Annotated in this window: 20 protein-coding genes; 7 read left to right on the top strand and 13 right to left on the bottom strand. The window is 69.1% G+C overall.

Features of this window, described 5'->3' with window-relative positions; genetic code table 11:
* The first annotated feature begins 6 nt into the window (after positions 1–6).
* Both NA12_RS11445 and NA12_RS11450 read left to right on the top strand, forming a co-directional pair.
* Positions 7–729 (top strand): ABC transporter ATP-binding protein, encoded by a 723-nt coding sequence (locus tag NA12_RS11445; RefSeq protein ID WP_084472682.1) that lies wholly within the window; start codon positions 7–9, stop codon positions 727–729.
* Positions 726–3,218, top strand: coding sequence for an ABC transporter permease (locus NA12_RS11450; RefSeq protein ID WP_067449154.1), 2,493 nt, complete (start codon positions 726–728; stop codon positions 3,216–3,218). Before NA12_RS11445 ends, NA12_RS11450 begins: the two co-directional genes overlap by 4 nt.
* Positions 3,219–3,342: 124 nt before the next feature.
* On the opposite strand, the gene NA12_RS34965 is transcribed toward NA12_RS11450, so the two are convergent.
* Positions 3,343–5,958, bottom strand: a complete 2,616-nt coding sequence (locus NA12_RS34965) for a serine/threonine-protein kinase (RefSeq protein WP_067449156.1) — start codon at positions 5,956–5,958, stop codon at positions 3,343–3,345.
* Positions 5,959–6,112: 154 nt separating this feature from the next.
* On the opposite strand from NA12_RS34965, the gene NA12_RS11460 reads away from it, so the two are divergent.
* On the top strand, positions 6,113–7,009 hold the full coding sequence (locus NA12_RS11460) for a serine hydrolase (protein ID WP_243654692.1): 897 nt from the start codon (positions 6,113–6,115) through the stop codon (positions 7,007–7,009).
* A gap of 10 nt (positions 7,010–7,019) precedes the next feature.
* Here the strand turns inward: NA12_RS11460 and NA12_RS11465 are convergent, their stop codons facing one another.
* Together NA12_RS11465 and NA12_RS11470 are read right to left on the bottom strand one after the other, a co-directional pair.
* Entirely contained in the window at positions 7,020–7,685 is a 666-nt protein-coding gene (locus NA12_RS11465) for a response regulator (protein ID WP_067449160.1), read from the bottom strand.
* 9 nt (positions 7,686–7,694) lie between these two features.
* Entirely contained in the window at positions 7,695–8,858 is a 1,164-nt protein-coding gene (locus NA12_RS11470) for a sensor histidine kinase (protein WP_067449161.1), read from the bottom strand.
* A 167-nt stretch (positions 8,859–9,025) separates the two neighbouring features.
* Here NA12_RS11470 and NA12_RS11475 point away from each other — a divergent pair, with 167 nt between their 5' ends.
* Positions 9,026–9,787, top strand: coding sequence for a hypothetical protein (locus tag NA12_RS11475; RefSeq protein ID WP_132369664.1), 762 nt, complete (start codon positions 9,026–9,028; stop codon positions 9,785–9,787).
* A 40-nt stretch (positions 9,788–9,827) separates the two neighbouring features.
* A complete protein-coding gene (locus tag NA12_RS11480) occupies positions 9,828–10,259 on the top strand; it encodes an SRPBCC domain-containing protein (RefSeq protein ID WP_067449163.1) in 432 nt (143 codons plus the stop codon).
* Positions 10,260–10,330: 71 nt separating this feature from the next.
* Here the strand turns inward: NA12_RS11480 and gatA are convergent, their stop codons facing one another.
* Positions 10,331–11,818 carry an Asp-tRNA(Asn)/Glu-tRNA(Gln) amidotransferase subunit GatA gene (gene gatA / locus NA12_RS11485; protein ID WP_067449165.1) on the bottom strand — a complete coding sequence of 496 codons (1,488 nt, stop codon included), beginning with the start codon at positions 11,816–11,818 and terminating at the stop codon, positions 10,331–10,333.
* Positions 11,815–12,111 carry an Asp-tRNA(Asn)/Glu-tRNA(Gln) amidotransferase subunit GatC gene (gatC, locus tag NA12_RS11490; protein ID WP_067449167.1) on the bottom strand — a complete coding sequence of 99 codons (297 nt, stop codon included), beginning with the start codon at positions 12,109–12,111 and terminating at the stop codon, positions 11,815–11,817. The genes gatA and gatC overlap by 4 nt, the downstream gene beginning before the upstream one ends.
* Positions 12,112–12,324: 213 nt before the next feature.
* Here gatC and NA12_RS11495 point away from each other — a divergent pair, with 213 nt between their 5' ends.
* Complete coding sequence (locus tag NA12_RS11495) at positions 12,325–12,975, top strand: ACT domain-containing protein (protein ID WP_067449169.1); 651 nt, start codon at positions 12,325–12,327, stop codon at positions 12,973–12,975.
* Between the two features lie 4 nt (positions 12,976–12,979).
* On the opposite strand, the gene NA12_RS11500 is transcribed toward NA12_RS11495, so the two are convergent.
* The 3 genes from NA12_RS11500 to NA12_RS11510 form a co-directional block, all read right to left on the bottom strand.
* On the bottom strand, positions 12,980–13,495 hold the full coding sequence (locus NA12_RS11500) for a GNAT family N-acetyltransferase (protein WP_067449171.1): 516 nt from the start codon (positions 13,493–13,495) through the stop codon (positions 12,980–12,982).
* Positions 13,496–13,562: 67 nt separating this feature from the next.
* A complete protein-coding gene (locus tag NA12_RS11505; protein WP_067449173.1) occupies positions 13,563–13,907 on the bottom strand; it encodes a hypothetical protein in 345 nt (114 codons plus the stop codon).
* A 20-nt stretch (positions 13,908–13,927) separates the two neighbouring features.
* A complete protein-coding gene (locus tag NA12_RS11510; protein WP_067449175.1) occupies positions 13,928–15,124 on the bottom strand; it encodes an AAA family ATPase in 1,197 nt (398 codons plus the stop codon).
* Positions 15,125–15,360: 236 nt separating this feature from the next.
* On the opposite strand from NA12_RS11510, the gene NA12_RS11515 reads away from it, so the two are divergent.
* Complete coding sequence (locus tag NA12_RS11515) at positions 15,361–15,714, top strand: hypothetical protein (protein ID WP_067449177.1); 354 nt, start codon at positions 15,361–15,363, stop codon at positions 15,712–15,714.
* Positions 15,715–15,734: 20 nt separating this feature from the next.
* Here the strand turns inward: NA12_RS11515 and ligA are convergent, their stop codons facing one another.
* The 5 genes from ligA to NA12_RS11540 all read right to left on the bottom strand — a co-directional run bounded on the left by ligA (position 15,735) and on the right by NA12_RS11540 (position 22,190).
* Complete coding sequence (ligA, locus tag NA12_RS11520) at positions 15,735–17,852, bottom strand: NAD-dependent DNA ligase LigA (protein WP_067449508.1); 2,118 nt, start codon at positions 17,850–17,852, stop codon at positions 15,735–15,737.
* A gap of 77 nt (positions 17,853–17,929) precedes the next feature.
* Positions 17,930–18,988 carry a methionine synthase gene (locus tag NA12_RS11525; protein WP_067449509.1) on the bottom strand — a complete coding sequence of 353 codons (1,059 nt, stop codon included), beginning with the start codon at positions 18,986–18,988 and terminating at the stop codon, positions 17,930–17,932.
* Positions 18,989–19,178: 190 nt separating this feature from the next.
* A complete protein-coding gene (gene mnmA, locus NA12_RS11530; RefSeq protein ID WP_067449179.1) occupies positions 19,179–20,297 on the bottom strand; it encodes a tRNA 2-thiouridine(34) synthase MnmA in 1,119 nt (372 codons plus the stop codon).
* The gene (locus tag NA12_RS11535; RefSeq protein WP_067449181.1) at positions 20,297–21,517 is read right to left on the bottom strand and encodes a cysteine desulfurase family protein; all 1,221 of its coding nucleotides are present in this window, start codon (positions 21,515–21,517) and stop codon (positions 20,297–20,299) included. Before NA12_RS11535 ends, mnmA begins: the two co-directional genes overlap by 1 nt.
* A 433-nt stretch (positions 21,518–21,950) precedes the next feature.
* A complete protein-coding gene (locus tag NA12_RS11540) occupies positions 21,951–22,190 on the bottom strand; it encodes a hypothetical protein (protein WP_067449183.1) in 240 nt (79 codons plus the stop codon).
* Positions 22,191–22,266 lie beyond the last annotated feature (76 nt).

A 22,266-nucleotide genomic window follows, 5' to 3' on the forward strand; every position in this document is an offset into this window, starting at 1 on the left:
CAAGGTATGTCAGACATAGAATCGCCACAGCAGCCCATGCTGGAGTTGACCGGGGTGGTCAAGCAGTATCGCGTCGGCGATCAGCAGGTCCGCGCGCTCGACGAGGTGAGCATGCGTATCGAAGCAGGCCAGTTCACCTCGATCATCGGGCCGTCGGGTTCGGGCAAGAGCACCCTGCTGCACCTGCTCGGCGCGCTCGATCGGCCCGACGAGGGCTCGATTCGGTTCCGCGGCACCGAGATCGGCGGTCTCGATGAAGACCGGCAAGCCGCGTTCCGGCTCGAGCAGGTCGGCTTCATCTTCCAGTTCTTCAATCTGCTGCCGACGCTGTCGGCGTGGGAGAACGTCGCTGTGCCGAAGCTGTTGGACGGCACGGGGTTACGCAAGGCCAAGCCGCGCGCGCTGGAACTACTCGACCTCGTCGGCCTCGCCGATCGCGCCCAGCACCGGCCCGCGGAGCTCTCGGGTGGGCAGATGCAGCGCGTGGCGGTGGCCAGGGCGCTGATCATGGATCCGCCGCTGATCCTGGCCGACGAACCGACCGGAAATCTCGACTCCAAGACCGGCGCCGCGATTCTCGCGCTGCTGGGTGACATCACCGCGCGCGGCAATTCGGTGGTGATGGTCACGCACGACATGAGTTCGGTCGACTACTGCGATCGGGTGATCACCCTGCGCGACGGACGGATCGGCGCGGACGAGCTCGTCGGCTCGCGGGTCGACGCATGATCGCCGCCGCCATCGATCGCTTGCGGCTGTTCAACTTCGGTGAACTACTGCGCCATCCCGGCCGCACCCTGATGTCGGGGGCGGTGATGGGTGTCTCGGCCGCGCTGATCGTGGCGGTGCTGAGCATCTCCGGGTCGGTCACCGGGTCGGTCGACAAGCTCACCAAGGGCCTGGCGGGCACGGCCGAACTCGAGATCACCGGTATCACCGACGCGGGCTTCGAACAGTCGCTGCTGCCCCGGATCGCCGCGACGCCCGGGGTCGCGACAGCGGTACCGATGCTGCGCGGGACCCTGGGCGCGGGCCCCGACCGGGCGCTGCTGATCGGCGCCGATCAGACGATCGGGGCGCTCGGCAGCGATCTGGCCGGGCCGATGTCGCAGTACACCACCAAGCTGCTCGGGACCGAGCGCGGCGTGCTGGTCGGCGCGGCCATGGGCCTGCGCGAGGGCGACCCGGTGCCGATCGGGGCGGGCACGGCGAAGGTGGCCGCGGTCCTGAACTCCGAGGCGACCGACCGCCTCAACGGCGGCCACGTGGTGGCGGGTCCGCTGCCGCTGATCCAATTGCTCACCGACCGGGTCGGCAAGCTCGATTCGGTCCAGATCGTGGTGAAACCCGGCACCGATGTGGCCACGCTACGCAGCGCGCTCACCGAGGCGGTGGACGGGCGCGCCGTGGTGGCCGAGCCGAGTCTGCGCACCGCGCAAGCCAGTGGCGCGATCCAGATCATGCGGTATTCCACCCTGATGTCGTCGGCGGCGGCGCTGATCGTGTCGGCCTTCCTGATCTACAACGCGATGAGTATGGCGGTGGCCCAACGCAGGACGACGCTGTCGCTGTTGCGGGCGATCGGCGGTAAGCGGGCCCCGATGGTGCGTGATCTGCTCGTCGAGGCCGCGCTGCTCGGGCTGATCGGCGGGGCGATCGGCGCGGGGATCGGTGCGCTGATGGGACGGTTCGCGATCGACAGGCTGCCTGCCGCGATCGTGCAATCGGTCGAGGCGCGCACCGAGTTCCAGGTGCCGAACTACGCGATTCCCGTCGCGATCACCGCATGTGTGGTGGCGACGGTGCTGGCGGCGTCGATCGCGGCCAGGCAGGTGTACAAGGTCGCCCCCGTCGAGGCGTTGGCGCCGGTGGAGGCCAGTGATGCCGCGGCGACCAGCACGGTGCTGCGCTGGGTCGCCCTGGCCGCGGGTGTACTCCTCGGTGCGGTGGCGGTGGTCATCGCGTTCCTCGACCTCGGGCGCCTGTCGCTGGGCGCGATCACGACATCGTTCACCGCGACCGTGTTCCTGTGTTTCGCCGCGACGGGACCGATCGTGCGCGGATCGGCGGCGATAGCGCGCTGGTTCGGTGCGCCGGGCGCACTCGGAGCGACGACGCTGGAACGCGCACCGCGCCGGGTGTGGGCCACCGCGATGACGGTGATGATCGGCGTCGCGGCTGTGGTCGCGCTCGGCGGGGCGTCGGGCAATATGGTGACGTCGGCGACCGATTCCTTCCAAAGCCTCGGCGACACAGATCTTTACGTGAGTCCGAGCCCTGCCGAACAGTTCCCGACCGGACCCGTCCTGCCCGACGGACTGGCCGCGCGGGTCGCGAACGTACCGGGCGTCGAGCGGGTGAGCCCCGCGCAGATGGCCTTCGCGACCCTCGGCAGCGGCCGGGTGATGTTGCAGGGCTACCCGCCGAGCACGTCCGATACCCGTCTCGGCGCGGTGGACCGAGCGGTGATCGACCGGATGGAGCGGCGCGAAGGTGTTGTCATCACCCGTGATGTAGCGCGCTCGCTCTCGCTGACCGCAGGCGACGAGATCACCATGCCGACTCCGTCTGGTGATCGGAAAACATCTGTGCTGCAAGTGATTCCGTACTTCACCGCTGTTTCCGGCGTGGTGATGATGAACCTCGACCAGATGCGGGAGTGGTATCAGCGACCCGGCGAGACGATTCTGTCGATTCACTACGCGCCCGGCGCGGATCCCGACGCGGTGCGGGCCGCGGTCCGCGCGATGGTCCCCCAGGAAATGCATGTCGACACCGGCGCCGCCATGGTCGACGCGATCTCCTCGAGCGTCCAGCAGGGCGCGGCGATGAGCAACATGATCCTGTGGATCGTGGTCCTGGTGGCGACGGTGGCGTTGCTCAACACCCTGATGCTGTCGGTGCTGGAGCGACGCAGGGAGCTGGGGGTGCTGCGCGCCATGGGCACCAACCGCAAGTTCCTCCTGCGCTCGGTGCTGGCCGAAGCCGCGGGCATCGGATTCATCGGCGCGGCGATCGGTCTCGTCGTCGGCATCGCGGTGCAGTATCTGGCCACCGTGGCGATCGGCCATGCGATGACCATCGACATCGTCTACCGCCCGAGCCCGTTGATCGCGGTCTACGGCGCGGTGGCTCTCGGCCTGGCACTGCTCGGCTCGATCCCGCCCGCCCTGCGCGCGGCGCGGATGCCGATCGTGGCCGCGCTGGCCGTGGACTGAGCTTATCGGCGCGGTATCGAGCGGGCACCGCCGATACCGCGCCGACAGACGGCCGACCGGCTGAACGGTTCCAGTGTGCGAAGCCAGGGTCTCGCGTCGGAGCGGGCGGGTCCGCGGCCTGCGATCAGAGGGGTACTTCGTTCCACCACGCGATGACCTCGTCCTGCGCGGAGGGGCGGGTGGCTCCGCCGGTGCCGCTGCTGCCCCGGCGACTCACCACGACAAGGTAGTTCGCGCGAGCGGAGTCGCCGGGGAAACTCAGCACCTGGTGCGCGGTCTGGATACGGACGCTCGCCGGATCCGGAATCACCCACCGCTGCAGTGAGAACGGCACTTCGTCCTTGTTTCCCGCGTAGCGCACCGTCGCGGGCAGCGCCTCCAACACCGACCGCGCCTGGCTCACGTTCGCGTACTCGAGCACCAGGTAGCTCACCGCGCCCATCTGGTTGTCGAGCCCCTCGCACTGCCACCCGGTAGCGATGGGGGTCCACTGCAGCGCGGGCTCCTTCCACGCCAGCTCGCTGACATTGCGCACCCCCAGACACCGCGCTCCTCGATAGCCCACCCCGTCACTCATCTGACCCTGCGGAACCAAGGTCGGAAAGACCCGTCGGCTGTCCGCGAACGAATCCGCCACCTCCGCAATCGAATCCGACGGCCCGCTCGCGCCGTTCTCGGCGTCGAGATCGTCGCCGTCGCCCGGCAGAACCACCACCACCACCAACGCGACAACCAACGCCACCAGCACCAGCACCAGTGCCACCAGCACCACCCACCCGAACCGCTGCATGCCCGACACCCGCCGAGGCACCGGCCAATGCCCCCGATGCGGCCCCATCCACGGCCCCCGCGGCCCCGGCCGCACCGCTGCGTGCTGCTGACCAGCACCACCCGGCACGACCGGGCCACCCACCTGCCCAAGCGCCCCCGGCTGCCCCGCAGCGCCCGGTTGGCCCGCAGCGCCCGACTGCCCGGCCTCTACCGGTGCCACCACGCTGCCCGGTCGACCCGCGCCGCCCGGCTGCGCCACCACGCTCGGCTGCCCCAAGCTGCCCTGTGCCCCCGCGCCGCCCGGCTGTCCTGCATCCCTCGCCTGCCCAGCACCGCCCTGTCCCGAAGTACTCGGCTGCTCCGTATTGCTCTGTGCCGCACTGCTGCTCCGTGCCGCGCTGCCGGGCAGTCCCGGCCGGCCGGACTGCCCTGCGGCCCCGTCCGCCTCCACTGGTCCGGGGGCGGCGGACGAAGTTCCAGGGATCGACGTCACCTCGGTCAGGGCCGCCGCGTTCACCGCGTCGAGCTCGCCCGCATCACGCATCGACACCACATCGGTTGCCGCGGTTGCCGATACCTCGTCGGCATCCTCACCGCCGGACACCGATGCGCTGCCCGATCGGACCGCCGACGATGGCGATTTGTCGAGAGATACTGCCGCCGCCACCGCTTCGGCCGGTTCCGGCGTGGGTCGCCGCACGCCGGCCGACGGCGACACCGCAGCCGGCGCGGCGACCGCGGACAAAGCGGCCGACACCGACGCCGCCCCCGGAGTACCGGAAGCACCAGGGGAACCGGGCGCACCAGCAGCACCAGGCACACCGGGGGCGGCTTGCCGCGCATTCGGCTGTGCTGCAACGGGACCGGCTGCCGGACGCTGGACGACCGGAGGCACTTCGGCGGGTGCCATCGCACCGCCGGGCCCCACCGGTCGCTGGGCGGCGGGCGGGACCGCTCCGAACGGTACCGAGGGCGGTTGCCAATGGGGTGGTGGCGCAGGCTGTACGGGCGGGCCCTGGTACCCGGGCTGTGCCATACCGGGCTGCGCGAAGGGCGCGGCAGTTCCCTGCTGCGGGGCGGGCGGGTAGAAACCCGGCGCGGGGCTCGCGGGGGTACGGGGTAGGACCGGCGGGGTCTTGGAGGTCAGCGCCTGGCGGGCCGCCTTGGCGAACGCGGTGCACGAATCGAACCGTGCGGCAGGGTGTTTCGCCATCGCGGCGGCGAGGACAGCGTCCATGATCGGCGGCAGACCCGCACGGCGCAGCGCCAGGGGCGGCGGCGGGGCGTAGAGGGTGCCGCGGATGATCTCGTTCGGGTCGGCGGAATCGAAGGGCGCGAGCCCGGTGAACAACCAGTACAGCGAACAGGCCAGCGAGTACTGGTCGGAGCGGTGGTCGAGTTCGCCGCCCGTCATCTGTTCCGGCGACGCGTAAGCCAGTGTCGCGGTGAACATTCCCTGCTGGGTGAGGTGGGTGGAGTCGGCACGCAGGCGGGCGATGCCGAAGTCGGTGAGGAAGACCCGCTCGCCCTGGCCGCCGGTGGACCGGGCCAGCAGGATATTGGCGGGCTTCACATCTCGGTGCAGCACTCCCCTGCCGTGCGCGTAGTCCAGTGCGTCGGCCACCCCCTCGATGATCTGCACGGCCCGCTCGGGCGGCAGCGCCATGGGGTCGACCGTCGCGGCGTCGATCCCGTCGACGTACTGCATGCTGATCCAGAGCTGTTCGCCCTCGGTCCCCCGGTCGAAGACCGTGACGATGCCGGGGTGGTCGAGCCCGGCGGCGAGATCGGCCTCCCGTTCGAACCGCGCACGGACGCGCTCGTCGGCGAACAGATCCCGGTTGAGCAGCTTGAGCGCCGTCAGCCGGTCCAGGCGCGGATGCCGGGCCAGATACACCGTGCCCATGCCGCCCTGACCCAGCATCGCCTCGATGGTGAACCCCGCGAACACCTCACCGATGTCGTGCACAACGACCCCCTTTCGACCGTGTGACCACGTTTATTCGAATTCTCACCGAAAATCGGTGAAACTGGCTAACGGTCGTCCGGGCGTAACCGGACGCACTCGACGAGAAGTTTGCACCGCCGGAGCACACGCGAGGGGTGGTGGGGAGGATTCGGTGGTGAAGTCGACCGGAACGGCGGTTGCCTGTCGCAGGTTGCTGCTCGGTGGAGTGCTGGCGGCAGCCACACTGTCCACCTCGTGTGCCATGCCGGGCACGCCTACGGCGGTGAGCGCTCCCACGGTCACCGTCAACAGCAAAGACGCCTGGCATCCGGGTCTGTCCATCGGACTGCCCGATTCGCTGGCCGCGGAGTTCACCCTCCTGCAGTCGAAACTGCAGGGACAGGTGGGCATGGCCCTGATGCCGGTCGGCGGCGATCGGATGACGATCTACGGCGACTGGACCACCGGCATCGCCTGGTCCACGATCAAGATCCCGCTCGCGGTCGCCGCGTTGCGCCACGACTCCGACCAGTCGATCTTCGACATGGTGGAGGCCGCGATCACGGTATCGGACAACGACGCCGCCGAGGGCCTGTGGGAATCCCTCGGTGACGCGCCGGAGGCCGCCTTCGCCGTCCAACAGGTCCTCGACGAGGCGGGCGACACGGCCACCGGAAAATCGGGCGCGCGCACCGAACTCGATGGCACGTCGTTCGGTGGCACCGAGTGGTCGCTGGCCAACCAGGTGCGGTTCGCGTCGCGGCTGCCGTGCCTGCCGCAGGCCGAGGTCGTCACCTCGCTGATGGGTGAGATCACCGAGGAGCAGGGGTGGGGTCTGGGCCTGCTCGACAACACCGAGTTCAAAGGCGGCTGGGGTCCCGACGATGTCACCGGGGTCTACACCGTGCGCCAGTTCGGGCTGGTGCCCGTCGGCAGTGGTCAGCTCGCCGTAGCCCTTGCGGCACAGGCTGATTCGGGCTCTTTCGACGACACCACCGCGCTGCTCGACCGCATGGCGCTGCTGCTCGCCCGCCACCTGCAGAACCTGCGCGGCGGCGTCTGCCCGGGCTGAGCGCGCCGGCTCAGCCGGGTACGACCAGGCCCGATTCATACGCCAGGACCACCGCCTGGGCGCGGTCGCGCAGCCCGAGCTTCGAGAAGACCTTGGAGACATGGGTTTTCACGGTCTGCTCGGCCACGAACAGCGCGGCGGCGATCTCGGTGTTCGACAAGCCCTTGGCCACCAGTTCCAGCACCTCGCGTTCGCGCGGCGTGAGTGTGCCGAGCGCGGGCGCCGGTGCGGCGCGCACCGTATTGCGTCGGCGGGTGACGTCGGCGATGAGCCTGCGGGTGATCGTGGGGGCGAGCAGCGCCTCGCCGTCGGCGACCACCCGCACCGCGCGCACCAGTTCCTCGGCGGGCGCGTCTTTGAGCAGGAACCCGCTCGCGCCGATACTCAGTGCCTCGTAGACGTAATCGTCGATGTCGAAGGTGGTGAGCATGAGCACCCGCACCGGCGGATCGAAATTCGCGGTGAGGATCGCGCGGGCGGCGTCGAGGCCGTTCATCTGCGGCATCCGCACATCCATGAGCACGACGTCGGGACGCAGCCGCTTGGCCTCGGCCACCGCCACTTTGCCGTCGGGTGCGTCGCCGACGACGCTGATATCGGTCTGCGCCCCCAGCAGGGCACCGAAACCCTGGCGCACCATCGCCTGGTCGTCGGCGATCAACACGGTTATAGCCACCCAACCACCTTAGTGGGTGGGCAGTTTCACCGAGACCTCGAATCCGCCGCTGAGTGTGGACCCCGCGTGGAGTTCACCGCCGACCGCGACAACGCGGGCGCGCATGCCGTCGATGCCGTGCCCCCCACCCGCACCGGGTTGGGAGACCGTGGCGGTCGCGGCGTTGTGCACGCTCACCCTGACCTCGCCGGGGTCGACCGCCACCGCGACGTGTACCGCGGCGCCCGGAGCGTGGCGAGCGCAGTTGGCCATCGACTCCTGCACCACCCGATACACGACCAGCCCGGTCGTTTCCGGCACCGATGCCAGGTCGCCGGTCACCGTCCAGTCGACGGGCAGACCGGCACGCAGGGCCGACGCGCACAGGGTCGGCACGTCCGAGGCGCGCGGCTGCGGGGCGTGCTCGGGCAGTTGGCCATCACTGCGCAACACCCCCAGCAGGCCCCGGATCTCATTGAGCGCGGTGCGGGCGGTGGCGCCGATGGACTCGAATTCGGCGCGCGAGGCCGGGTCGAGATCGGTGATCCGGTACGGCGCGGTCTGCGCCTGCACCACCACCATCGACATGTGATGGGCGACCACATCGTGCAGGTCACGGGCGATGCGCGCCTTCTCCTCGAGGATCGCTCGTCGCGCGCGCTCGAGCTCGGTTACCTCTTCCTGCCGCTCGAGTTTGCGCCGCGAGGCCAGCAGGATTCGCACGAGATAGCCGAACAGGGCCAGTGCGCCGAACCCCATCACCCAGCCCCACAGCGGACCGCTCTGCGAGCCGGGCATCGTGGTGGCGAACAGCATCGAGGTGGCCGCCCAGGCGACGACCACGATCGGCGCCGCGGCGCGCAGCGCCACCGCGAACAACAGCACGAACAGCACGATGATGTGCACGACCTGGAAGGGCAGATCGTTGTCCACGGCCGGCTGCATGGCGATCGAGAACAGCAGCGCGGCTCCGGCGGAGATGGCCCACCCCAACGCCGGGTTGACCCGCACGAACAGGATCGGGAAGGCCGCCAGCGCCGACAGCAGCGGCGCGGCGGCCGGCGAGACGTCGTGAGTGACGAACAGGGTCGGCCACGCGACGCTGTACAAAATCAGCGCGACCAGCACCGTTGCGAAATCGAACCAGGTGCGCGCTGGTATTCGTCGCGCGGCGGGGCGTCGTGGTGCGGTCATGACTGTGAGCCTACGAAGCGTCCGGTCAGCGGACCTCATACCCACGGACCGAATACGACCCCCTACCCTGGTGTGACCCCGGCGCCGGGGATGCCACCCGCGCGCCCCGATGAACAAGTCCGTAGCGGGATGCCCGCCGCGCGACCCGCTTCTTACTGTCGGAGGCCATGAACACCCCGCTTCGCCCGGTACCCGCCGCTGCTCGCGCCCGTACCGAGGATTCCGCCGCCTCCGCGCCATCGCCCGCTCCCGCGCAGCACCGCCGTCGTAGCGGTGTCGCGCTGTGCACCGCCGGGCTGGCGATGGCCGCCGCCGTGGTCATGTCGGCGCCGGGCGCCATGGGCGGCACCACCCCGGCCACGACCGAGAACGTCGCGGCCGCCGCCGCGGTGCGCGCGCTCGTCGACGACAGCCCGGACGCCACCTCGCTCATCCCCCGCGATTTCGGTTACAAGTTCGGTTACGACCCCGTCCAGGTGGACGGCCTGCTGGTGAACCCGAACGGCGACTGTTCCTCACCGGTCACCCTGCCCCCCGAGTTCGAGTCGGCGTGCAAGGCGCACGACCTGGGCTACGACGTGCTGCGCTACGCCGAGCGGGTCGACGAACCCCTCGGCGGGTGGGCGCGACGCTCGGTGGACGCGGCACTGAACCGGCGCATCCACGCGGCCTGTCAGCTACGCGACGACGAGTTCTCCCGGGCTCGCTGCGGCGTGATGGCCGATATCGCGTTCACCGCCGTGGACGTGAACTCGCGACGCCAGGAGTACGGCGCACCGGTGGTCGAGAACGTCTTCGCCCGGACCGACCCGGCCGACCGCCCCAACCTCTGGCCGCTCGCGCGTACCGTCCTCGGTCTGTTCGCGGTGACAGCGGCCTCGGCGGTGATCATCGACGCGCTGCGCAAGTTCCGCAGGCGCTTCGTGTGATGCGGTTGCCGAAAACTAGAACATGTCCTAGTTTTCACGCATGTCTCTAGTCATCGACGAAACGATCGAGATCGACGCCCCCGCTGCCAAGGTATGGGAAGTGCTCACGGATTTCGAGCGCTACGGCGAATGGAACACCTTCTGCTACGAGGCGTCGAGCACGCTGGAACCGGGCTCGGCCATCGATATGCGGGTGCAGCTGGGCAGCAACCGCCGTCCGCAGCAGGAATGGATCCGCACCCATACCCCGGGCGTCGAGTTCAGCTACGCGATGAAGCCGCTGCCGCTGGGCGCACTGCACAGCCTGCGCTCGCACACCGTCGTCCCCCTCGGCCCCGACCGGTGCCGCTACGAGTCCCGGTTCACCCTCGCGGGCTGGCTGAGTCCCGTGGTGACGGTGGCGCTCGGCAAGCATCTGCGGGCCGGCTTCACCGCGATGACAGCGGGCGTCGGCCGACGCGCGGTGGCGTAGACACCGCACGACGACCACACAAGGGGCGCACCGGATTCTTTCGAACCGGTGCGCCCCTTGTGTGAACTTTCTCAGACCCCGCTCGGAATCGGCAGCGCGCCCCGCGCCACCTCGTAGGCCGCGCCCACCCGGTACAGACGGTCGTCGGCCAGCGCGGGCGCCATGATCTGCAGACCCACCGGCAGGTTGTCGTCGGCCGACAGACCCGACGGCACCGACATGCCGGGGTGGCCCGCCAGGTTGGTCGGCAGGGTGCACAGGTCCGACAGGTACATGGCCAGCGGGTCGTCGACCTTCTCGCCCAGCTTCCACGGGGTGAACGGGCTGGTCGGCGAGACGAGCACGTCGACCTGCTCGTAGGCGGCGTCGAAGTCGCGCGCGATCATCGTGCGAACCTTGAGCGCCTGGCCGTAGTAGGCGTCGTAGTAGCCCGCCGACAGCGCGTAGGTACCGATCATGATGCGGCGCTTGACCTCCGGGCCGAAACCGGCCTCACGGGTCAGCGACATCACCTGGTCGGCGCTGTGGCTGCCATCGTCACCGACGCGCAGGCCGTAGCGCATGGCGTCGAAGCGCGCCAGGTTCGACGACACCTCCGACGGCATCACCAGGTAGTAGGAGGACAGCGCGTACTCGAAGCTCGGGCACGACACCTCGATCACCTCGGCGCCCAGTTCCTTCAGCACGGCGACAGCGGCGTCGAAGGAGGCCAGGACACCGGATTGGTAACTGTCGGAGTGCAATTCGCGCACCACGCCGACGCGCACGCCGGTCAGGTCACCGTTGGCGCCCTGCTTCGCGGCGGCGACCACCGGCGCCACCGCGACATCGCGCGAGGTGGAGTCGCGCGGGTCGTGCCCGGCGATCACCTCGTGCAGCAGCGCGGTGTCGAGCACGGTGCGACCACACGGACCACCCTGATCCAGCGACGACGCGCACGCGATCAGGCCGTAGCGCGAGACGGTGCCGTAGGTGGGTTTCACGCCGACCGTCGCGGTGACCGCGGCGGGCTGACGAATCGAGCCGCCGGTATCGGTGCCGATCGCCAGGGGCGCCTGGAACGAGGCCAGCGCCGCCGCCGAACCGCCACCGGAACCACCGGGGATGCGGGTGGTGTCCCACGGGTTGCGGGTGGGGCCGTAGGCGGAGTTCTCGGTGGAGGAGCCCATCGCGAACTCGTCCATGTTGGTCTTGCCCAAAATCGGGATGCCCGCGGCGCGCAACCGCGCGGTGACCGTCGCGTCGTAGGGCGACATCCAGCCCTCGAGAATCTTCGAGGCGCAGGTGGTCGGCATATCGGTGGTGGTGAAAACGTCCTTGAGCGCCAACGGAACTCCCGCCAGCGACGAGGCGGGCGTCTCGCCGGCGGCGAGCGCGGCGTCGACCACGGCGGCCGTGGCCAGGGCACGCTCGCCCGCCACGTGCAGGAAGGCGTTGAGCTCACCGTCGACCTTGCCGATGCGATCCAGGTGCGCCTGGGTGACCTCGGTGGAGGACACCTCGCCACCGTGGATCTTGCTCGCCAGCTCGGCGGCCGACAGCTGGGTCAACTCACTCATTCGCCCTCTCCCAGGATCTGCGGGACCAGGAAACGCTGTTCTTCCACGGCGGGCGCCTGGTCCAGCGCCTGCTCGGGGGTGAGGCCGGGCGTGACCACATCGGGCCTGGTCACATTGGTCGCCGGATTCGGCGACGCGGTGGCGGGGACATCGGCGGCGACCTCGGTGATGGTCTGCACGTGGCTGAGGATCGAATCCAGCTGACCGGCGAACTGGTCGAGTTCGGCGTCGGTCAACGCCAGCCGGGACAGCCGGGCGAGGTGAGCGACCTCGTCGCGGGAGATTGCGGGCACCGCGGGACCCCTTTCGGCTTCGGTGGGCAGTATCGGTACAGCCTAATGGGCCCCCACACCACCCCTCGCCACGCACCCGCCTCGCACGAAAGTTCGCGCATGTCGGGCCGATGGGGTCATACTTCGGGTCGAGAACCCGCGTCCAGGGGTGTAAGTATTGCTTCACCGGGTATTCGTCTCGAACAACCCCGGCCGGCATGGAAAGGAACGCACGTGTCATACCTGCTCCGCGTGCAACTTCCGGATCGACCGGGAAGCCTCGGCTCCCTCGCACTCGCCCTCGGCGGGGTCGGCGCGGACATTCTCTCGCTCGATGTCGTGGAACGCGGCGCCGGCTTCGCGATCGACGATCTGGTCGTCGAAGTCCCCACCGGCGCACTGCCCGACACCCTCATCACCGCCGCGGAATCGGTGCGCGATGTGAGCGTCGACTCCATTCGCCCGTACTCCGGCGTGCTCGACACCCACCGCGAGCTCGAACTGATCGACCAGGTCGCCAGCGCTCGCGACGACCGCCTGCAGGTCCTCGTCGACGGCTGCCCTCGGGTGCTGCGCGTGGGCTGGTCCACCATCATCGGCCTCGGTCCGGCGGGCGCCCACCGCATCGTCGGCAGCCCGAGCGCCCCTGAGACACAAGCGGGTTCGGCCCCGTGGATGCCCATCGAGAAGCCGATGTGGCTCGACGGCGAGGCCGACTGGGTGCCCGACATCTGGCGCGACATGGACACCAAGCTCGCCGCCGCCCCGCTGGGCAACACCGGCAGGGCACTGCTGCTCGGCCGCCCCGGCGGACCTGACTTCCGTCCGTCGGAAGTGGCGCGCCTGGGCTACCTCGCCGGCATCGTCGCCACCGTGCTGAACTGATCGGTCAGCGCAGCGCCAGTCGCATCACGAACAGCTGTAGTCCGTCGTGGGTGGCCCAGTCACGTTCGGGGACACCGACGAAGCCGAGCCGTTCGTAGATCCGGTGCGCGTCGACCATCGAGAACATGGTGGTGAGCGCGACCGCGTCGAAGTCGCCCGACCTCGCCGCGTCGACGACGGCGCGAACCAGCGCGGTGCCGACACCGAGTCCGCGAGCCCGCTTCGACACCGCGAGCATCCGGAACTCGAGTTCGCCGGGCCGAGCGATCTCCGCGAAGGGCGTGCCGGGCTTCGCGACCGTGAGCGAGCCGACGACCGCGCCGTCGTGCACGGCGACGAGCACCTCGGCCTCGGCCGCCCGATGCGCGACGTCGGCGAGTTCGCGCACGTAATCGTCCCCGTCGGAGACATAGCCCTCGCCCACGTACACCTCGACGGTCAGCGCGGCGACCGCGTCGTATTCGGCGGGGCGGGCGGTGCGGATCAGGAGTCCGGCGGTCGGGTGGTCAGTACCGTGCATCCCGGAATGATCCCATTCGGACGCTTGTGAGCCCCGACTCACCCATGCCCGGACCGGTGCGCCTCGCTCACGAGCCGAGATAGGGACGCAGGCCGGGGTGATCGGCGTGCCAGTCGTCGGGGTTGTGCGGTGGGTAGGCGACGGCGAGGTGGTCGCCGGGAGCGGGCCAGTGCGCGGCGTCCCAGGCGAAGCGGCGGTAGACGACCTTGCCGGTGATCGACGGGCCGGTGACGGTGCCGGTGATCGTCACGTAGTGCTCACCGGTCATCGCGGGCAGCGGGCTGACACCGGTCACATACAGCGACCCGTGTTCGAGGTTCGCCCTCCCCCGGCCGCTCCGTCCGGAGACGACGGCTGCGATCGTCACCATCAGCATCGTCACCAGCGCAACCGCCATCACCACTTCGAGCATGCGCCCATGCTATGCCCCGCTCACCACGGCGTGAGTTCGCTGGCCCCCCGTGCACGGCGCACCTGCCAGACCGCCGTACGGGTGCGCTGGGAGCGCCCGTTGCCCCGGTCGATCAGCGCTCGATCGGCGGTGGTGTAGATCAGTTGCGCGCCACGGGAATTGGTCTCCGGGTTCTGGAACAGCTGCACGAGGCGGTCGGTCTCCTCGACCGGCAGGCCGACACCGAGATCGTCGACCGCGAGCACCTGACCGGTGTCGAGGGCTTCCAGCATGGCGGGCAGCACGCGCAGCAGCGACCGGGTCGCGGTGGATTCGTCGGCCAGTTCGAACGGGACGTCGATACCCTCGTGCACCAGGCTCAGCGCCGCGCCGCGCCGGTCGACCATGCGCCGGTACAGCGCGTCCCGCGCCGCGCGGACGGTGCTCAGCTCGCGTTCCACCAGAATCTGCTCGGGATGGTCGAGATGACCTGCCAGCACGGCGATTTCGGCATCCATATCACGCAGGTAGTCCGCATACATCGGATCGTGTGCGGCGACGAGCAGATCCTCGATCCCGAGGTCGGCGGTGCGCAGCAGCATCAGCAGACGCGCGGCGTTGTCGGGCGAGCGGGAGATGTGGCTGCCGAGGTCGTGTGCGAGCGCATCTGTATCGATATCACCTTGCTGCACAGCCAGATTCGCCGCGAACCACCGATAGGCGGGCACGAGCGCCTCGGCGTAGAGCTGCCCGGCCAGACTCAACAGCAGCGCGTTCGGCCGCAGCAGCGGCGCCAACGCCGACACCCCGTACCGAGCCGCCTCGAACATCGGCCCGATCTTCACCTCGTCACCACGGCGTTCGAACACGATCCGCTTGCGCGAGCGCGGATGGGTGTACAACCACTCCGCGACCACATCGGCGTTGTCGAGCCGGAACCCATAGGTATAAGGCACACCCTCGGCGACGAACCCTGCGACGAATTCCGTTGGGCGATCAGCGAATCCGAGATGCGGTCGACGCACCGGGCCGGCGTACGGGTCCCACCCGCTCACCGAATTCAGGACCGCGTCGCGCATCTGCGCGAGCGCGTCGATCACACTGGTCTTGCCCGCAGCAGCCACCCCGTACACCGCGGTCACCGGCACCGCCAACGGCCCACCCGCCCCCTTGGCGAGCCGCAACTGCTGAGCCTCCGCCAGCGATCCGTGATTGGTCACCTGAAAACTGCGCAGCAAGGGTCCGCCTCTCCGAGATTCCTGGCAAGACTAGGGGACGCGGGGGCTCGTCGACGCGGCAGCCTGATCTGCCTCGCCGCGATCTCGCCGGGCCGAGGCGGCAGCCTCGCCTGCCCGGTGCGCCGTGGCGAGGGCACCTATCCCAGGCGGGTTCGGTTCGGACACACTAAGGTGCTGGACACTGCGGCTGGTTCGTCGCGGATTCAGCGGTCGGCGATGAGGATGGGTGGCGCGTGATGGCGGTTCGGGTAGTTGTTCGCGGAGTTGTCGTCGCCGCCGTCACGGCGGGAACGCTCGTTCCCGCGGCGCTGATCAGCGCGCCCAGTGCGCTGGCTGATCCCTGCCCGAACGGCACCGCGCGCGTGTTCCTGGGGAACTCGACCAACTCGTGTCAGGGTGCGGGGACGGTGTCCTACACCGACGCTCCGGTCTCGAAGGTGTGCTCGATGACCAGCACCGATGTGACGGTCGAGATCCAGACCAACATCAAGAAGCGACCGCTGCGTACCCAGGAACTCAGCAACGGGCAGTGCGCGACCTTCGATATGAAGACCCAGATCGGCAATACGGTCACCGTTACCCCGAACTGACGCCGACCGGCTGTTCGCGTCTACTCGACCTGATCCTCGGTCGGTGCGGCCCGGACCGCGTCGGGGCCACCGTCCAGGAGCTGTCGGAAGCCGTCTTCGTCGAGGATCTGGACGCCGAGTTCCTCCGCCTTGGCCGCCTTCGAACCGGGCGCCTCACCGATCACCACGAACGCGGTCTTCTTCGACACCGAGCCCGCCGCCTTGCCGCCGCGAACGAGGATCGCCTCCTTCGCGCCATCGCGCGTGAAAGTCTGTAGGGAACCGGTGACGACGATCGACAGGCCCTCGAGGTTGCGTTCGATGGACTCGTCGCGCTCGTCTTCCATCCGTACACCGGCCGCCCGCCACTTGTCCACGATCGCTCGATGCCAGTCGACGGTGAACCATTCCACGACCGCGGCGGCGATGGTTGGTCCGACACCGTCGGTGGCCGAGAGTTCTTCTCCTGTCGCGGATTCGATGCGCTCGAGGCTCGCGAACTCGGCGGCCAGCGCGCGGGCCGCGGTGGGCCCGACATGGCGAATCGACAGCGCGACGAGTACCCGCCACAGCGCAGTGTCCTTGGCGGCGGTCAGGTTGTCGAGCAGGCGGACACCGTTGGCGGAGAGGGTGCCGTCCTGTTTGGTGAACAGCGGCACGCCGAGCAGATCCTGCGCGTCGAGGGCGAACAGGTCGCCTTCGTCGGTGATCGCGCCCGAGGTGAGCAGCGCGTTGGCGGCTTCGTAGCCGAGGGCTTCGATATCGAAGGCGCCGCGACCGGCCAGGTGGAAGACGCGTTCGCGCAGCTGGGCGGGGCAGTACTGCTGGTTGGGGCAGCGGATGTCGGCGTCGCCCTCCTTGGCGGGGGCGAGTTCGGTGGCGCACTCGGGGCAGTGTGTCGGCATGACGAACGCGCGTTCGGCACCGGTCCGCGCGTCGACGACGGGGCCGAGAACCTCGGGAATCACATCACCGGCCTTGCGGATTGTGACGGTATCGCCGATCAGCACCCCCTTGCGCTGCACTTCGGAGGCATTGTGCAGGGTGGCCATCGACACGGTCGACCCGGCGATCGAGACGGGCGCCATCACCGCGAACGGGGTGACCCGACCGGTGCGGCCGACGTTGACCGCGATGTCGAGCAGCGTGGTGGTGGCCTCTTCCGGCGGGTACTTGTAGGCGATGGCCCAGCGTGGGGCCCGGGAGGTCGAGCCTAGGCGGCGTTGCAAGGCCGTCTCGTCGACCTTGATCACCTGACCGTCGATCTCGTGCTCGATGTCGTGGCGGTGCTCGCCCCAATAGGCCACCCGCTCGATGACTGCGTCGATGCCCTCGACCAGGCGGGTGTGGGCCGAGACCGGCAGCCCCCAGGCGGCCAGCGCCCGGTAGGCCTCGTGCTGGGAGGCCGGGCGGTAACCCTCGATGCGGCCGAAACCGTGGCAGATCATCCGCAGCCGCCGCTGGGCGGTGATCGCGGGATTCTTCTGACGCAGTGAACCGGCGGCGGTATTGCGCGGATTCGCGTACGGCGGTTTGCCCTCGGCGACGATCTGGGCGTTCAGCGTCTCGAAATCCTCGAGCCGGAAATACACCTCGCCACGCACTTCCAGCAGCTGCGGGATCGGGAATTCCTCGGTCGGGGTGAGCTCGGCGGGGATGTCTTCGATGGTGCGCGCGTTGAGGGTGACATCTTCCCCGGTGCGCCCGTCACCGCGCGTCGCGCCGCGCGTCAACCTGCCGTTCTCGTACACGAGATTCAACGCGACACCGTCGATCTTCACCTCGCACAGATAGTGTGGCTCCGCCCCGGTTTCGGCCTGCACCCTGCTCGCCCAGGCACGTAGCTCGTCGAAGTCGAACACATTGTCCAGCGACAGCATCCGCTCGAGATGATCCACCGCGGTGAACTCGGTCGCGAATCCGCCGCCGACCAGCTGCGTGGGTGAATCGGGAGTCCGCAGATCCGGCTGGGTGTCCTCGAGATCCTGCAACTCACGCAGCAGGGCGTCGAACTCACCGTCGGTGATGATCGGCGCGTCGCGCAGGTAATAGCGGAACTGGTGCCCACGCACCTCGTCGGCCAACTGCTGCCACCGCACCCGTTGCTCGGGCGTGGCCGCTTCGGCACTCACAGAAACCGCGTTGTCGCTGTCGCTCACCACTCGAGGCTAGTCGAGCCCACCGACACTTCCGCCGAACGTTCCAGCACGTCGCAGCCGTTCTCGGTCGGACTTCGTCACCGATGATCGCGACCCGACCGCGCCGGTTGCGGGGGCTCGACGGTGAGTGACTCCGGGTCTTCGGCGAAAGCGCGGGCGACATCGGCGGCCGAGGCGAGCGCTTTGCGAGACCAAGCGAGCGGAGCGCCTGCCAGGCCGCAGGTGGGGGTTACGAGAACCTGGGTGAGAGCGGAGCGGGGGAAACCGAGGTCATCCATGAGCCGGACCGCGGGTTCGGCGGCGGTGCGCCAAGTGAGGGGGCTCGTCGGCGGTGCGGTGGGGATGAGTCCCAGTGCCAGCTTCTTGCCGGAGTCCACGGCCTCGCCGATCTCGTCGAAGTCGGCGGTGGTGATCGTCGACGCGTCGAAGGACAGCGCGGCGGCCGCGGTGCGGCGCAGAGTGGACAGGGCGGGCCGGGACGCGCAGGTGTGCAGGATGACCGGGCCCGGCTGCGCGTCGATCACGACATCGAGGAAGTGGATCGCCTCGGGACCGGGCAGCGCGCGCACAGTATTGAGAACACTGGGACCGGTGAGCGATCCGTCGAGGACCGTCGTCAACCGCGGTTCATCCAGTTGCACAACCACACTCGCCCCCAGCCGTTTCCCGATCTCGGCGGCGTGCTGGGCGAGGCCTTCGGCCAGTGAATCCGAAAGGTCGCGCAGCGCACCGCGATCGGTGAGGATGCGATGGCCGCCGGGCAGTTCGACTTCGGCGGCGAGGGTGAGCGGGCCGACCGACTGGATCTTGATCGCCCGCCCGGAGCCGACGAGACCCGCTGTCTCCCAGGCTTCCTCGATCGCGTCGAGATCCACGCGCACGAAGTCGCGGGCCCTGCGTGAGACCGAACCCGGGCGGTCGGCGAGCCGGTAGCCGCGGGTGGTCGCGTCGAACCGGAGGTCGACCAGGAGCGCGGAGGCGCGCCCGATCATGTCGGCGCCGACACCGCGATCGGGCAGCTCCACGAGGTGGGGCAGTTCCGGCAGTTCACCGATGATGGTGGTCGCCGCTTCGAGGGGATCGGTGCCGGGCCAGGAACCGAGGCCGGTGGCGAACGCCCCGGCGAGCACGTCCACCGGCTCCGCCGCGGTCGGGTCGTCGGACTGCGCACTGCCACGCCACAACGTCACGCGCTCAACACCTTTCGTGTCGTATGGGATCGGTGGTCAGCGTCACCCGCCACCGGCTGTGCGCCGCGCCCGGGGGCGGGCGCGTCACCCGTCATCCTGCCGTGCGCGTCGACTGTCGGCGCACCCGGCGACACGCTCAGGCCGACGCGGCCGAAGAATCGGACTCGACGACAGCGGTTCGGTCGGTGCCGTTGATGGTGCCACTGCCGATCACGGTGTCGCCGCCGTCGGCGTCGAGCAAGTACAGCACGATGGCCTGGCCCTTCGCGACGCCGGTGAGCGGTTCGCGCAACCTCGCGACGAAGCCGTCGCCCGCGGGCTCGACCACGGCGGGCGCGATCCCGCCGTGCGCGCGCACCTGCACGACACACTCGATCGGCGCGTCAGGGCGCACACCGGAGGTCCAGATCGCGCGGTCGGCGGTGACGACATCGACCTGCAAGTCCTCGACCGAACCGACCTTGACGGTCCCCGAATCGGGATCGATCCCGGTCACATAGCGCGGCTTGCCGTCGGCGGCGGTGTGGCTCAGGCCGAGGCCCTTACGCTGACCGACGGTGAAGCCGTGCACGCCCTCGTGATTGCCGAGCACCGTGCCGTCGGAATCGACCAGCGCACCGGGCCGGATACCGATCTTGGCACCGAGAAACGCCCGGGTATCGCCGGAGGGGATGAAGCAGATGTCGTGGCTGTCGGGCTTGTTCGCCACCGCCAGCCCACGCTCGGCGGCTTCCTCGCGAATCCGCGGCTTGGGGGTGTCGCCGACCGGGAACATCGCCCGCGCGAGCTGCTCGGCGGTGAGCACCGCCAGCACGTAGGACTGGTCCTTGTCCGCGTCGACGGCACGACGCAGCACGCCGTCGTCGAGCCGCGCGTAGTGCCCGGTCACGACGGCGTCGAACCCGAGCGCTTGCGCGCGGTCGGCCAGCGCGGAGAACTTGATCTTCTCGTTGCAGCGCAGACACGGGTTCGGGGTCTCGCCGGCGGCATAGGCGGCGACGAAATCGTCGATCACGTCTTCCTTGAAGCGATCGGCGAAATCCCAGACGTAGAACGGGATTCCGAGCACATCGGCGGCGCGGCGCGCGTCACCGGCGTCCTCCTTGGAGCAGCAGCCACGCGACCCGGTGCGCAACGTGCCCGGGTTCGCCGACAGCGCCAGATGCACCCCGACCACCTCGTGACCGGCGTCCACGGCCCGCGCCGCGGCCACCGCGGAATCGACACCACCACTCATCGCGGCGAGAACTCTCATCAGGCACCTCCTCTAGCGCCGGCCAGGCCCGCGGCCTTGGCCCGATCGATGACCTGCGGCAGCACGGTCAACAGTGTTTCGACATCGGCTCCGGTCGACGTGTGACCGAGCGAGAAGCGCAGCGAACTGCGCGCCTGCCACGATTGCACACCCATCGCGATCAGCACATGGCTGGGCGAGGCGACGCCCGCGTTGCACGCCGAACCGGTGGAGCATTCGATTCCGGCGGCATCGAGCAGCATGAGCAGCGAGTCGCCCTCACACCCCGGAAAGGTGAAGTGAGCATTGCCCGGTAGCCGTTGCGCGGGGCCGTTGAGCACGGCGTCGGGCACCGCGGCCCGCACACCACTGATCAACTCGTCGCGCAATGCCCGCAAACGCTGAGCGCGCGCGGGCAGGTCGGCGACGGCATCGCGCAGCGCGGCGGCCATCCCGATCGCGGCGGCCACATCGGAGGTACCGGAGCGCAGGTCGCGTTCGTGTCCGCCGCCGTGCACCAGCGGCACACACGGCACCTTCCGGCCCAGCAGCAACACCCCGATCCCGTGCGGACCGCCGACCTTGTGCCCCGCCACGCTCAGCGCCGCCAGCCCGCTCGCGGCGAAATCGACCGGAATCTGAGTCACCGCCTGAATGGCGTCACTGTGCATCGGAATATCGAATTCCTGTGCGACAGTGGACAATTCGGCGATCGGCTCGATGGTCCCGACCTCGTTGTTGGCCCACATCACACTGACCAGCGCCACCTCGTCGGCATGCGCGGCGAGCACCTCGCGCAGCGCCTGCGGCGAGACGACGCCCTCCGCGTCGACCGGCAGCCAGCTGACCTGCGCGCCCTCGTGCTTCTCCAGCCACTCGACAGCATCGAGCACCGCGTGATGCTCGACCGAGCTGGTCACGATCCTGGTGCGCCGCGGATCAGCCGCCCTGCGCCCCCAGAAGATCCCCTTGAGCGCGAGATTGTCGCTCTCGGTGCCCCCGGAGGTGAAGATCACCTCGGACGGCCGAGCACCCAGATCGGCCGCGATCGACTCGCGCGCCTCCTCCAGCGACCGCCGCGCCGCCCGCCCCGATCCGTGCAGCGAGGACGCGTTACCGACCGCCCCGAGAGCAGCCGTCATCGCCTCGACAGCGGCAGGCAACATGGGAGTGGTCGCCGCGTGATCGAGGTAGACCGTCTTGGGCACCCCGTTGACCGGACCCGAATAAGCCGACTTCATGACCGACAAAGCCTATACCACCGCTGACCTGGTCATCTTCGGGGTCCACCCCTGCTTTCTACGATTTTTCTACGATTTACCCACGATCGACAACACGTGTATCACCTATCTGTATTCCCGGATCGGGCCCGAAGGCACTGGTGAGATGGGTCGAGCCGGCCTGCTGCTCGACCGTTCCCGATCCGACGACATCCCGCCCCGTCATTGCCATTGCGCACCCCCGTGTCGATCAATCGCCCGCTACTCGGGGCGATCCTGAGGAGATACTCGCTGACAGCGCGCTCCTGCCGGGATGAATGAGACGAACGACATCTGCATTCCGGCTGCCGGACGGCTGCCTGTGGAGCGGTCGTGTTCGGAAGCGAACGTCACCGAACACACCCACGCCCTCGGCGTCCCCGACGGTGGACCGACTGGCGAGTGCATGTCCCGGCTACTGGCTCGTTCCGGACTCGATCCGGTGCTGCTCGACCACGTCGTCGTATTCCTCCCGACGGTCTGCGGTCATATCGTCCTCGGCGTCGATGCTGAGGCTCCACGGAATCGGGCACGGCGGGGCATGGTCAGGGTCGGGGCACAACAGTCGCTCGATCTGCTCGGCGACCGCACGCGCTTTCGTCTCCGAGGCGATGACTCCCAGACGGATCTCCCACAACTGTTTCTCGTCCGGCATCTATCAGATCTCCTTGCAGTGGCGCTTGTAGTAGCCCTGCGGCACCTGCTCGTTTGCTACGTCACCCGAACACACC

The sequence above is a fragment of the Nocardia alba NBRC 108234 genome (genome assembly GCF_001612665.1).
GTDB classification, from domain to species: domain Bacteria; phylum Actinomycetota; class Actinomycetes; order Mycobacteriales; family Mycobacteriaceae; genus Nocardia; species Nocardia alba.

Excerpts from the sequence above, each read along its gene's own strand:
- NA12_RS11445 (WP_084472682.1), top strand. The coding sequence starts at position 7 with ATGTCAGACATAGAATCGCCACAGCAGCCCATGCTGGAGTTGACCGGG.
- NA12_RS11450 (WP_067449154.1), top strand. The coding sequence starts at position 726 with ATGATCGCCGCCGCCATCGATCGCTTGCGGCTGTTCAACTTCGGTGAA.
- NA12_RS11470 (WP_067449161.1), bottom strand. The coding sequence starts at position 8,858 with ATGACCGCACCACGACGCCCCGCCGCGCGACGAATACCAGCGCGCACC.
- NA12_RS11475 (WP_132369664.1), top strand. The coding sequence starts at position 9,026 with ATGAACACCCCGCTTCGCCCGGTACCCGCCGCTGCTCGCGCCCGTACC.
- NA12_RS11480 (WP_067449163.1), top strand. The coding sequence starts at position 9,828 with ATGTCTCTAGTCATCGACGAAACGATCGAGATCGACGCCCCCGCTGCC.
- gatA (WP_067449165.1), bottom strand. The coding sequence starts at position 11,818 with ATGAGTGAGTTGACCCAGCTGTCGGCCGCCGAGCTGGCGAGCAAGATC.
- NA12_RS11500 (WP_067449171.1), bottom strand. The coding sequence starts at position 13,495 with ATGCACGGTACTGACCACCCGACCGCCGGACTCCTGATCCGCACCGCC.
- NA12_RS11505 (WP_067449173.1), bottom strand. The coding sequence starts at position 13,907 with ATGCTCGAAGTGGTGATGGCGGTTGCGCTGGTGACGATGCTGATGGTG.
- NA12_RS11515 (WP_067449177.1), top strand. The coding sequence starts at position 15,361 with ATGGCGGTTCGGGTAGTTGTTCGCGGAGTTGTCGTCGCCGCCGTCACG.
- mnmA (WP_067449179.1), bottom strand. The coding sequence starts at position 20,297 with ATGAGAGTTCTCGCCGCGATGAGTGGTGGTGTCGATTCCGCGGTGGCC.
- NA12_RS11535 (WP_067449181.1), bottom strand. The coding sequence starts at position 21,517 with ATGAAGTCGGCTTATTCGGGTCCGGTCAACGGGGTGCCCAAGACGGTC.
- NA12_RS11540 (WP_067449183.1), bottom strand. The coding sequence starts at position 22,190 with ATGCCGGACGAGAAACAGTTGTGGGAGATCCGTCTGGGAGTCATCGCC.